This is a genomic window from Microbacterium sp. NPDC058345, from assembly GCF_042723855.1.
Taxonomy (GTDB): Bacteria; Actinomycetota; Actinomycetes; order Actinomycetales; family Microbacteriaceae; genus Microbacterium.
This window is the reverse complement of sequence record NZ_JBHXIG010000003.1, coordinates 209,272-221,344: the sequence shown is the minus strand read 5'-3', so window position 1 is coordinate 221,344 and position 12,073 is coordinate 209,272. Positions and strand designations below refer to the sequence as shown.

11 protein-coding genes are annotated in these 12,073 nt (G+C 69.9%); 8 read left to right on the top strand and 3 right to left on the bottom strand.

Annotated features, from left to right (window positions below; translation table 11 throughout):
• Positions 1–19: 19 nt before the first annotated feature.
• Genes hpaD through ACFWH5_RS12705 form a run of 4 tightly spaced genes read left to right on the top strand, consistent with a single transcriptional unit; the run spans position 20 to position 4,035 of the window.
• Positions 20–1,186 (top strand): 3,4-dihydroxyphenylacetate 2,3-dioxygenase, encoded by a 1,167-nt coding sequence (gene hpaD / locus ACFWH5_RS12720; protein ID WP_378835106.1) that lies wholly within the window; start codon positions 20–22, stop codon positions 1,184–1,186.
• Positions 1,187–1,188: 2 nt separating this feature from the next.
• Positions 1,189–1,971, top strand: coding sequence for a 2-keto-4-pentenoate hydratase (locus tag ACFWH5_RS12715; protein ID WP_378835775.1), 783 nt, complete (start codon positions 1,189–1,191; stop codon positions 1,969–1,971).
• Entirely contained in the window at positions 1,956–2,759 is an 804-nt protein-coding gene (locus ACFWH5_RS12710; protein ID WP_378835105.1) for an HpcH/HpaI aldolase/citrate lyase family protein, read from the top strand. Before ACFWH5_RS12715 ends, ACFWH5_RS12710 begins: the two co-directional genes overlap by 16 nt.
• Positions 2,760–2,805: 46 nt before the next feature.
• Positions 2,806–4,035, top strand: coding sequence for an MFS transporter (locus ACFWH5_RS12705; RefSeq protein WP_378835104.1), 1,230 nt, complete (start codon positions 2,806–2,808; stop codon positions 4,033–4,035).
• A gap of 18 nt (positions 4,036–4,053) precedes the next feature.
• Here the strand turns inward: ACFWH5_RS12705 and ACFWH5_RS12700 are convergent, their stop codons facing one another.
• Positions 4,054–5,418: a short-chain fatty acid transporter gene (locus ACFWH5_RS12700; protein WP_378835103.1), complete on the bottom strand. Its 1,365-nt coding sequence runs from the start codon at positions 5,416–5,418 to the stop codon at positions 4,054–4,056.
• A 117-nt stretch (positions 5,419–5,535) separates the two neighbouring features.
• On the opposite strand from ACFWH5_RS12700, the gene ACFWH5_RS12695 reads away from it, so the two are divergent.
• Positions 5,536–6,255, top strand: a complete 720-nt coding sequence (locus ACFWH5_RS12695; protein ID WP_378835102.1) for a DUF6882 domain-containing protein — start codon at positions 5,536–5,538, stop codon at positions 6,253–6,255.
• 84 nt (positions 6,256–6,339) lie between these two features.
• On the top strand, positions 6,340–6,879 hold the full coding sequence (locus ACFWH5_RS12690; protein WP_378835101.1) for a hypothetical protein: 540 nt from the start codon (positions 6,340–6,342) through the stop codon (positions 6,877–6,879).
• Between the two features lie 9 nt (positions 6,880–6,888).
• Here the strand turns inward: ACFWH5_RS12690 and ACFWH5_RS12685 are convergent, their stop codons facing one another.
• Positions 6,889–7,770, bottom strand: a complete 882-nt coding sequence (locus ACFWH5_RS12685; RefSeq protein ID WP_378835099.1) for a bifunctional methylenetetrahydrofolate dehydrogenase/methenyltetrahydrofolate cyclohydrolase — start codon at positions 7,768–7,770, stop codon at positions 6,889–6,891.
• A gap of 114 nt (positions 7,771–7,884) precedes the next feature.
• Positions 7,885–9,159: a serine hydroxymethyltransferase gene (gene glyA, locus ACFWH5_RS12680; RefSeq protein ID WP_378835098.1), complete on the bottom strand. Its 1,275-nt coding sequence runs from the start codon at positions 9,157–9,159 to the stop codon at positions 7,885–7,887.
• A gap of 165 nt (positions 9,160–9,324) precedes the next feature.
• Here glyA and ACFWH5_RS12675 point away from each other — a divergent pair, with 165 nt between their 5' ends.
• Complete coding sequence (locus ACFWH5_RS12675) at positions 9,325–10,842, top strand: family 20 glycosylhydrolase (RefSeq protein WP_378835097.1); 1,518 nt, start codon at positions 9,325–9,327, stop codon at positions 10,840–10,842.
• Positions 10,839–12,023, top strand: a complete 1,185-nt coding sequence (locus ACFWH5_RS12670; RefSeq protein WP_378835095.1) for an N-acetylglucosamine-6-phosphate deacetylase — start codon at positions 10,839–10,841, stop codon at positions 12,021–12,023. Before ACFWH5_RS12675 ends, ACFWH5_RS12670 begins: the two co-directional genes overlap by 4 nt.
• The last annotated feature ends 50 nt before the right edge of the window (positions 12,024–12,073 follow it).

The window sequence follows — 12,073 nt, the reverse complement described above, 5'->3', positions numbered from 1 at the left end:
CTCACGCAAGGACGCTGACATGACCAACCGCGCAGACATGACCCTCACCTCGTCGGGCTTCTATGTGAGCCAGGAGGCGCCCATCCAGACCGGCAACCCGGTCGCGACGCCGACCGCCACCCCGCCCGACATCCTGCGGTGCGCGTACATGGAGCTGGTGGTCACCGACCTCGCCGCCTCGCGGGAGTTCTACGTCGACATCCTCGGCCTGTATGTCACCGAAGAGGACGAGAGCACGATCTACCTCCGCTCGACCGAGGAGTTCATCCACCACAATCTCGTGCTGCGCAAGGGAGAGCTTGCCGCGGTCGCCGTGTTCTCTTACCGTGTGCGCACACCGGAGGACCTCGACCGCGCCGTCGAGTTCTACACCGAGTTGGGCTGCGACGTGCGCCGCAGCCCCGACGGTTTCACGAAGGGCATCGGCGACTCGGTGCGAGTGGTCGACCCGCTGGGCTTCCCCTACGAGTTCTTCCACCAGACCGAGCACGTCGAGCGGATGTCGTGGCGGTACGACCTGCACATCCCCGGCGAACTGGTGCGGCTGGACCACTTCAACCAGGTCACGCCCGACGTGCCCCGCGCGGTGAAGTTCATGCAGGATCTCGGGTTCCGTGTCACGGAGGACATCCAGGACGAGGAGGGCACCGTCTATGCGGCGTGGATGCGGCGCAAGCCGACCGTGCACGACACCGCGATGACCGGCGGTGACGGGCCGCGCATGCACCACGTGTGCTTCGCCACGCACGAGAAGCACAACATCCTCGCGATCTGCGACAAGCTCGGCGCGCTGCGCCGCTCGGATGCGATCGAGCGCGGGCCGGGTCGTCATGGGGTGAGCAACGCGTTCTACCTGTACCTGCGTGACCCCGATGGGCACCGTGTCGAGGTCTACACCCAGGACTACTACACGGGCGACCCCGACAACCCTGTCGTCACCTGGGACGTGCACGACAATCAGCGCCGTGACTGGTGGGGAAACCCGGTGGTCCCCTCCTGGTACACCGAGGCCTCCCTGGTGCTCGACCTCGACGGCGAGCCGCAGCCCGTCGTCGCACGCACCGACAGCTCCGAGATGGCGGTGACCATCGGCGCCGACGGGTTCTCGTACACCCGGCCGGATGAGGGCGAGCAGTCGATGCCCGAGTGGAAGCAGGGCGAGTACAAGCTGGGCCACCAGCTGTGACGCTGCCCGCAGAGACGATCGCGCAGCTCGCCGCCGAGCTCGCCGACGCCGACCGCACGCACGGTGTGATCCCGCGGATCACGGCCAGGTACCCCGAGGCGACGATCGAGGACTCCTACGCGATCCAGGGCGTCTGGCGCGACGGGCAGATCGCGGCGGGGCGGCGCCTGGTCGGCCGCAAGATCGGCCTGACGTCGAAGGCCATGCAGCAGGCCACCGGCATCACCGAGCCCGACTACGGGGTGATGTTCGACGACACCGTTCACGAGTCGGGCGCGGAGATCCCGGTGGATCACTTCTCGAACGTGCGGATCGAGGTCGAGCTGGCGTTCGTGCTGAAGGAGCCGCTCGAGGGCCCCGACTGCACCCTCGAGGACGCCTTGGCCGCCATCGACTACGCCGTGCCCGCGCTGGAGATCCTGAACTCGCACATCGAGCTGGAGGGACGAACGATCGTCGACACGATCAGCGACAACGCGGCGTACGGTGCGATGGTGCTGGGCACGGTGCGCAAGCGCCCCGACGAGATCGATCTGCGCTGGGTGCCGGGCGTGCTCTCGAAGAACGGGGAGATCGAAGAGACCGGCGTCGCCGCCGGCGTGCTCGGCCACCCTGCGACCGGCGTCGCCTGGCTGGCGAACAAGTTCCATCAGCACGGCGCGCGCCTGGAGGCGGGCGAGATCATCCTGGCAGGATCGTTCACCAGGCCCCTGTGGGTCTCGCGCGGCGATGCCGTGCGGTGCGACTACCGCGAGATGGGAGTCATCGAATGCCGCTTCGTCTAGAACCCCCCTTCCGCGACGCCCTCGCCGCGGCGGACCGCCCGCTGATCGGCATGTGGCTGAGCACCGGGTCGCCGCTGCTGGCCGAGATCGGTGCCGGAGCAGGTCTCGACTGGCTGCTGATCGACATGGAGCACGGCCCCAACACGCTGACCTCCGTGCAGCAGCAGCTGCAGGTCATCGCCGCCTACCGGGTGCCGACGCTGGTGCGTGTGCCGTTCAACGACCCGGTGATCATGAAGCAGGTGCTGGATGCCGGCGCGCAGAACCTGCTCGTGCCGATGGTGGCCTCCGCCGACGAGGCACGCGCGGCGGTGGCCGCCGTGCGCTACCCGCCCGACGGCATCCGCGGCGTCGGCTCGGCGCTGGCCCGCAGCGGGCGCTGGGGGCGCGTGGAGCGCTACGTGCAGGACGCGTCGCAGCACGTGTCGCTGATCGTGCAGGTGGAGTCGGGGGAAGCGGTGGATGCTGCCGCGGAGATCGCCGCAGTGGACGGCGTGGACGGCGTGCTGGTCGGACCGGCCGACCTGGCCGCGTCGATGGGTTTCCCCGGCCAGCAGTCCCACCCGGAGGTGCTGGCGGCTGTGCGCCGGGTGTTCGACGCGGTGACCGCTGCCGGCAAGGCGGTGGGCGTGAACGCCTTCGATCCCGCGACCGCTGATGCCTACCTCGCCGACGGCGCCCGGTTCCTGTGCGCGAGTGCCGACGTGACGATCCTGGCCCGCGGTTCGGAGGCGCTCGCGGCGCGCTTCATCCCGGCATCCGGAGGCGCGGCGGCAGAGAGCTACTGACCCGCCCGTGCCAGGATGATCGGATGCTGCATCCGAGACCCGGCGCATGATCCGCGCCTTCGCCGCGATGGGCGACCGCAACTTCCGCTGGTTCTTCCTCGCCAGGGCGATCACCATGGTCACCGGCTCGATGTCGGCGATCGCCCTGGCGTTCGCCGTCCTCGAGATCGACAACCACCCCGAGAGCCTGTCGTACGTGCTCACCGCGTTCACGGTGAGCAACGTCATCTTCGTGCTGTTCGGCGGTGTGGTCGCCGACCGTCTGCCTCGCGCGCTGGTCATCCAGGCCTGCTACGTGATCGACATCCTCTCCATCGGCACGATCGCCGTGCTGCTCTTCACCGGCTCGGCGAGCATCCCGGCGATGGTGGCCCTCGCCGCCGTCAACGGCGCGTCGACGGCGTTCGTGCTGCCCGCGATGCAGGGCATCATCCCGCAGCTGACGACGCCCGCGCACCTCCAGCAGGCCAATGCGATGCTGTCGTTCGTGCGGTCGGCCGTCGTGATCGGCGGCCCCGTCATCGCCGGCATCCTGGTCACCACCGCCGGCCCCGCCTTGGCCATGGTGGTGCAGGTCGGCGGCTGGCTGGTCGCCATCCCCGTGCTGGCTCTCGTCCGGCTGCCGCCGCCGCCCGGTGCTGGTGAGTTCTCGCTGTTCTCCGATCTCCGCGCGGGCTGGGGCGAGTTCTGGAGCCGCTCCTGGCTGTGGACGATCGTGCTCGCCTTCATGATCATGAACGCGATCCACGTGGGAGCCTGGGGCGTGGTGGGCCCGTACATCGCGAAGAACGACGAGCGCCTCGGCATCGCCGGCTGGGGGTGGGTGGTCAGTGCCGAGGGCGTCGGCGTGCTGCTCATGACCCTGGTGCTGATGTGGTTCCCGCTGCGCCGGCCGCTGCGGTACGGGATGCTGGGCATGGCCGTCTTCGCGCTGCCGCTGACCGCGCTGGGCGCACATCCTGCCGTCGTGCTCGTGGCGATCGCCGCGTTCCTCGCCGGCGCGGGCACCGAGGTGTTCAGCACCGGCTGGAACCTGGCGATGATGGAGAACATCCCCGGCGACAGGCTGTCGCGGGTCGCGAGCTACGACATGCTCGGCAGCTTCATCGTGATGCCGATCGGCACGCTGGTCTACGGCTGGCTGATCACCCGCGCCGACCCCGCCACGGTTCTCACCACCTCGGCGATCCTCTACGCGGTGATCGCTCTCGTCACGCTGGTCGTACCGAGCGTGTGGCGGATGGGACGGGTCGAGGCGGCGGCCGTCGCGAAGTGACGGCCGCCGCCTCCGCCGTCAGAGACTGACGAGCAGCAGCGCGGCCGCCATCACCACACCCGATCCGATCAGGGTGACGGAGGTGTAACCGAGGATGTCGCGCATCTTCAGCCCGGCGATCGCGAGCACAGGAAGCGCCCAGAAGGGCTGGATCATGTTGGTCCACTGGTCACCATAGGCGACCGCCATGATGGCGATCGACGGGTCGACGCCCAGCTGGTTCGCCGCATCGAGCATGATCGGCCCCTGCACGGCGAACTGACCACCCCCAGACGGCACGAAGAAGTTCACGATGCCGGCGGACAGCAGCGCGAGCACCCCGAAGGTCACCGGTGTCGCGATCGACACGAACGCGTTCGAGAACAGCTCGATCAGCCCCGAGCTCGCCATGATGCCGAGGATGCCCGCGTAGAGGGGGAACTGCAGCAGGATCTCGCCCACGTTGGAGGCGGCCTTCTTGGTGAGGAAGATCAACTCGAACGGGCTGCGCACCAGCAGCAGGATCAGAGCGAGGAACGACCAGTTCACGATGTCGAGCGTGAGGGTGCCGCCCTGCACGAAGTGCACGACGAGGTAGGCGACCAGCCCGAGGCCGAGCACGAGAGTCAGGATGCGGGACGCGTCGATCCGGTCGGCGGGGGTGACGACCTCGTCATCCGCTTCGTCGACCCCCTCCGAGCCGACGTGTGCGGGAAGCTCGTAGACCGGCTCGCCCTTGCGCGGACGGATCATGAAGAACAGCAGGGCGCACACCACGATCACGCCGAGCGCGGCGAGCATGTTCCAGGCCGAGAAGACGGTCTGCGAGACCGGCACGACCTCGCCACCGAGGCTCGGAGCGAGGAAGGAGTCGGGCGTGGCGGCGGTGAGCGGACCCGATCCGGAGTAGCCCATGTGCCACACCACGAAGCCCGAGTACCCCGCCGCGACCAGCAGCGGGAAATGCACCTTCATGCCGCGCTCCCGCGCCTGCACGGCGATCTCGCGGGCGAGCAGCGTACCGACGATCAGCCCGAGGCCCCACGTGATGAGGTTCGCGATCGCGGCGATCACGAAGACGAACACGTACGCCGCTGCCGCCGAGGTGGGCACGCGTGCCAGCCAGGCGAGCAGGCGCCGCACCGGCCGGGTGTTGGCGAGCATGTACCCGAGCAGCAGGATCAGGCACATCTGCGTCATGAACGCGAGAAGCCCGGCGAGCCCGTCTCCCCAGCCCTTCACGACGTCGACGGGGCTGGTGCGGGTCAGGGTCATCGCGAGCACGGCGACCACGAGGGTGAGGACGATCGCGAAGGTGAGCGCGGATGGCACCCATCGTTCGAGGAAGCGGTTCACCGGCCGCATGATGCTGCGGCGCTCGGGTCTGGTCTGCGTCGTGGGCATGACGGAACCTCCTTCGTTCCGGGGACGTATGCTTCGACCATATCGATCTGCCGGCCGTACGCACGTGAAGCCCGCGGATCCTGCCGATCCATAGCAAGCGCCACCAGACTGAGCGGCATGACCTTCGAGACTCTCGCCGCTCTCGCCGATCGTGCGGCGTTGTTCACCGCCCTCCGCCAGGATCAGCTGGCCGCCGCGACGGATGCTCTCGGCGAGCATCGCTGGGATGCGGATCTCGCTGCGGGCACCTTCACGTTCACCGCCGAGGCGGACGCGGCGCGCACGCTCGTCGCCGCCCCGCATCTCATCGCCTCGATCGCACCCGGCCCTCGTTCGCTGATGTGGTCGTGGGCTCTCCCGCAGGGGGATCGCACCGGCGTCACCGAGCGGTTGCGCGCCTACGGGGAACAGCACGGCATCACCGAGCTCACGACAGGCGAGGTCACGTTCCCCGCCGACACCGGCGACGACGTCGACGAGTGGATCGCCCAGCTCGCGCACACCGTGGCGGGCGCCGCCGTGGAGATCACCGGCCTCTCGCCGTACTATTCCGCGCCGGCGGGCGGCGCGCGGGCCGTGCTGCTGCTCGACGCCCCGGTCGATCCGCTCACCGTCGCCGCCGCCGTCGCCGCGCTGCCGCGCATCCTGTCGGGACTGTCGCTGCGTGACCCGCGCGCATCGGTGTGGGACCTCGCCCGGCTCGCGGGGTGGACGATGGAGTGGACGGACGAGTCGTTCAGCGGCGCCGTCGTGACCGATGCCACGGGGTCGGCGACCTTCCGCTTCGACGAGCAGGCGCGCATCGCCGGCATCGAGGGGCGGCTCGGCGGCCGCTGAGCCTCCGTCCCTCGCGGGTCGCAGGATCCGGCCTGACCGCGCAGGTCCCCGCACGCTCGGGGCGATCTGTGCCACGCTGGAGGCATGAGGAACAGCATCATCCGGTTCGGCGCGCTCTACGTGTTCACCGTCGCCGTGCTCCTGATCATCGGCCTGGTGCTGACCAGCGTGCGGGTCGGGCTGCACGCGCTGTGGGCGGGTGTGATCCTCACCCTCGCCGCGCTCTTCGTGAAGCCGGCGCTGCGCTCCCTGTTCCGCCGGGCCGCCGAGCGCCGCGGCCGCGGCGGTGAGAAGGCGGTGCAGTACGCGACGGTGTACGCCGTCGAGCTCGCGCTGTGGCTGCTGACGGTGTGGTTCACCCCGGTGCGCGCCTCGGGGTTCTGGGGCATCGTCCTGCCACCGCTCATCCTGCTCCTGGGCTGGGTGGTGTACGACCGGGTCGACGACCGCCTCCACGCACAGGTCGGGCGCGTCTACGACGCGGCCGAGGCGAAGCTGCGCGGCACCCCCTCGCACACGCGCACAGCACCGTCGCCCGCGTCACCGGCGCCCACCGGGGCGCGCGATGAGCGGAACGACGGGCTCACGCCGGAACAGCGCCGGATGCTGGACGAACTGGGCTGAGTCCGAGGCTCACGCGGCGAGCCGCTCCGCGGCCTCCACCACGTTCGTCATGAGCAGGGCGACCGTCATCGGGCCGACGCCGCCGGGATTCGGCGAGATCCAGCCCGCGACCTCGGCGACATCCGGATGCACGTCTCCGAACACCTTGGACTTACCCGTCTCGGGGTCGTCCTCACGCGTCACACCGACGTCGAGAACCGCCGCGCCGGGCTTGACGTCCTCGGCGCGGATGAGGTGCTTGACGCCGGCACCCGCCACGATGACGTCGGCCTGACGAAGATACGGGGTCATGTCCGGCGTGCCGGTGTGCACCTGAGTCACGGTGGCGTTGATGTCGCGACGCGTCAGCAGCAGGCCCATCGGCCGGCCGATCGTCACGCCGCGCCCCACGACGACGACGTGCTTGCCCTTCAGGTCGTAGCCGCCGCGCACCAGCAGTTCGATCACGCCGCGAGGCGTGCACGGCAGTGGCGTGTGGATCGGCGCGTTGACGTTGAGCACCAGCCGGCCGAGGTTCGTGGGGTGCAGGCCGTCGGCGTCCTTGGCCGGGTCGATCCGCTCGAGGATGGCGTCGGTGTCGAGGTGCTTCGGCAGCGGCAGCTGCACGATGTACCCGTGGCACGCCGGATCGGCGTTCAGCTCATCGATCAGCGCCTCGACCTCGGCCTGGGTGGCGTCGGCCGGTAGCTCACGCTGAATCGAGTTCATCCCGATCGCCTCGGACTGCCGGTGCTTCATCCCCACGTACAGCTGGGATGCCGGATCGGCGCCGACGAGCACCGTGGCGATGCCCGGCACGATGCCGTTCGCCTTCAGCGCCGCGACCCGCTCGGTCAGCTCGGCCCTGATGGCGGCGGACGCCGCCTTGCCGTCCAAGATCTTCGCGGTCATGCGCCGCTCCTTTCACACCGGTGAGAAACCACATTCTGCGTGAGACACCACGCCACGCCCGGTGTCTCACGCGCGAATCGGTTTCTCACGCGAACACTCTCGATCCGGGCGCGGCTACTGGGCCAGGTCCGGGTACAGCGGGAAGGCGTCGGCGAGGGTGGCGACGCGGGCGCGCAGCGCCTCGACATCGGCACCCGGCAGCAGCGCGAGCGCGATGATGTCGGCCACCTCGGTGAACTCCGCGTCACCGAATCCGCGGGTCGCCAGCGCCGGAGTGCCGATACGCAGGCCGCTCGTGACCATCGGCGGGCGCGGGTCGTTCGGAACGGCGTTGCGGTTCACCGTGATGTGGATCTCGTGCAGCAGGTCTTCGGCCTGCTTGCCGTCGATCTCGGCGTCGCGCAGGTCGACGAGCACCAGGTGCACGTCGGTGCCGCCCGAGCGCACGGCGATGCCGGCATCCTTCACGTCCTGCTGCGACAGGCGGTCGGCGATGAGGGCGGCGCCGCGCAGAACACGCTCCTGGCGTTCCTTGAACTCGGGGGTGCCGGCCAGCTTGAACGCGGTCGCCTTGGCGGCGATCACGTGCATGAGCGGCCCGCCCTGCTGTCCAGGGAAGACTGCGGAGTTGATCTTCTTGGCGATGTCGGCGTCGTCGGTGAGGATGAACCCGGAACGGGGGCCGCCGATCGTCTTGTGCACGGTCGACGAGACGACGTGCGCGTGCGGCACCGGGTTGGGGTGCAGGCCGGCGGCGACGAGACCGGCGAAGTGCGCCATGTCGACCCAGAGGATGGCCCCGACCTCATCGGCGATCTCGCGGAACTTCGCGAAGTCGAGCTGGCGCGGGTACGCCGACCAGCCGGCGATGATCACCTTCGGCTTGTGCTCGATGGCGAGCGCGCGCACCTCGTCCATGTCGATCATCGAGGTCTCGGCGTTCACGCCGTAGGCGACGATGTCGTACAGCCGTCCCGAGAAATTGATCTTCATGCCATGGGTGAGGTGACCGCCCTGGTCGAGCGAGAGGCCGAGCAGGGTGTCGCCGGGACGGGCGATGGCGTGCAGCACGGCGGCGTTCGCGGTGGCACCCGAGTGCGGCTGGACGTTGGCGAACTCCGCGCCGAACAGCTGCTTGGCGCGGGAGATGGCCAGCTCCTCGGCGACGTCGACCTCCTCGCAGCCGCCGTAGTAGCGGCGGCCGGGGTAACCCTCGGCGTACTTGTTGGTGAGCACCGATCCCTGCGACTGCAGCACCGACACGGGCACGAAGTTCTCGGAAGCGATCATCTCGAGATAGCCGCGCTGCCGGTTCAGCTCGCGCTCGAGCACTTCGGCGATCTCGGGGTCGACCTCGGCGAGCGGGGCGTTGAAGTAGCGGTCGGTCATGACGATCTCCTCACACGGAAAGGGGGTGTTCCTCATCGGCCCAGGCGCGCGGTCGATTGCTATGAGGCCGCTCCCCGGTGGTGACCCACCCAGACGCCAGTCGCGACGGTGAAAGCTTAGCCGATGCAGCCGAACCGCGAGCGCCGCGCGGGGTACGTTTTGTTCATGGTCTTACCTGATCCGCTCCCCCTCGTTCCCGTACCGCGCTCGGCTATCGCCGAGGCAGGACGGATGCCGCTGACCGGCGAGACGCGCATCCTCGGCGATGCGGCCGCCGCGCCGCACCTCATCGACGGGATCGCCCGACGCACCGGCATCCGCCCGTCGTCGGCGACGGATGAACCGCGTGCGGGTGACGTCCTGCTTCGCCTCGATCCCGCGGCCGGCCCCGCGGAAGGTTACCGCCTGCGGGTCGGCGATGTCGCCGAGGTCATCGGCGCCGATGCCGCCGGCCTGTTCTACGGCACCCAGACGCTGCTGCAGCTGCTTCGCGAGCGCGACGAGGGCTGGGGCTGGCAGCACGTGCGGATCGAGGATGCTCCGCGCTTCGCCTACCGCGGCATGATGCTCGACGTCGCCAGGCACTTCTTCCCCGTCGACGAGGTCAAGACGATCATCGACCGTGCCGCCGCGCTCAAGCTCAATCACCTGCATCTGCACCTCAGCGACGATCAGGGCTGGCGCCTGCACATCGACTCGTGGCCGCTGCTGTCGGAGAAGTCCTCGGTGACGAGCGCGAACGGCGACGCCGGCGGGTGCTACAGCAAGGACGACTACCGCGCGATCGTCGCCCACGCGGCATCCCGGCACATCACGATCGTGCCCGAGATCGACCTGCCGGGGCACACCCACGCGATCGGGCTCGCCTACCGCGAGATCGTCGAGGAGCCGGTCATGAACGATCACCTCCTCTCCGACGCCACCCGGCTCGGCCACGCGCTTCCCGTCGCCGGCGAGCCCTACATCGGCTGGGGGGTGGGCCATTTCAGCGTGCGCATCCGCGAGGAGCGCACCTGGGACTTCGTGCGCGATGTCCTCACCGAGATCGCCGAGCTGACCCCCGGCCCCTACCTGCATATCGGCGGCGACGAGTCGCTCGGCACCAGTGAGGCCGACTTCGCGTACTTCATGGAGCGCGCGACCGCCCTCGTCACGGAACTCGGCAAGTCTCCGGTCGCGTGGCACGAGGCGGGCGCCGTGGAGGGCATCGCCGAGGGCACCGTCGGGCAGTACTGGGGTCTGACGTCACCCGACGGCGCCCACGCCGCTCAGGCCGCGCACTTCGTCGCGCGAGGTGGACGGCTCATCCTGTCGCCCGCGGATGCCGTCTATCTCGACATGAAGTACGACGAGGCGTTCCCACTCGGGCTGTCGTGGGCGGGTGTCGTCGACGTGCACGCCGCGTCGGACTGGGAACCGGGCGAACTGCTGCCCGTGCCGGAGGAGTCGATCCTCGGCATCGAGGCGCCGCTGTGGACCGAGACCGTCCGCAGTCTGGACGACGCCGACCGGCTGACGCATCCGCGCCTCGCGGCGGTCGCCGAGCTGGCCTGGACGGCAGCCGACGCCGCGGAGCGGAATTCCGAGTCCCTGCGCCATCGCATCGGCCGGCAGGCGCCTCTGTGGCAGTCTGATGGCATCCGCTACCACCCCACCCCCGAGATCCCCTGGAGCACCCGATGACCGCCACCTCCGACACGCACCGTTCCCGGGTCATCCACTCCGCGCGGATCATCGACGACGGGACCCTGACGGCGGACGCGTGGGTGCGGTTCGAGCGCGGCGTGGTCACGGCCCGTGGAACGGGTGCCGACTGGACGGATGCCGACGACGTGGTCGATGCGACGGCCATCGCCGGCGCCGATGCGATGCTCGCCCCGGGCTTCGTCGACATCCACGGCCACGGCGGCGCCGGAGCGGCCTTCGACGACGGCGTCGACGCGATCCGCACCGGCCGACGTCTGCACCGTGCGCACGGCACGACGCGCGCCGTGGTCTCGCTGGTCACCGGCACGGTGGACCAGCTCGCCCGCCGCGTCGACGAGATCGCCGACCTGATGCTGACCGACGCCGACATCCTCGGCAGCCATCTCGAGGGCCCGTTCCTCGACCCCGGCCACCACGGCGCGCACGAGCCCACACTGCTGCGCGAACCTCATGCCGACGACGTCGCGCGTCTTCTCGACGCGGGCAGGGGCACCGTGCGCCAGGTGACGATCGCGCCGGAGCTTCCCGGTGGCATCGACGCGATCCGGATGATCGTGGACGCCGGCGCCGTCGCCGCGGTCGGTCACACGGACGCCGACGCCGCCGTCGCGCGTGCCGCCTTCGAAGCGGGCGCGTCGATCCTCACCCATGCGTTCAACGCGATGAACGGCATCCACCACCGCGCACCGGGCCCCGTGCTGGTCGCGGCGGCCGACCACCGGGTCGTGCTCGAGGGGATCGCGGACAACGTGCACCTCGATCCGCACGTCATCAAACTGCTCTTCGACGCCGCGCCCGGTCGCATCGCGCTGATCACGGATGCGATGGCCGCGGCAGGCAGCGCCGACGGGCACTACGACCTTGGCGCGGTGAAGGTGACCGTCACGGACGGCATCGCTCGCGCGGACGACACCGGCTCGATCGCCGGCTCCACGCTCACCCAGGACATCGCGCTGCGTCGCGCCGTGGACGCCGGGGTCGACCTGGCGGCGGCCGTCCGCGCCCTCACCGAGACGCCGGCCGCGGCCATCGGGTTCGGCTCGTCGCTCGGCCGGCTGCAGCCGGGTTACGTCGCCGACGCCGTGCTGCTGGATGCCGCGCTGTCGGTGCGCGGGGTGTGGAGCGGCGCCGCGCCGCGGCGCGACCGTGCCCGTTGACCCCGGCGCTGACGGAGAACGGAGAGGCCGCCATGCTCCCCCAGCATGGC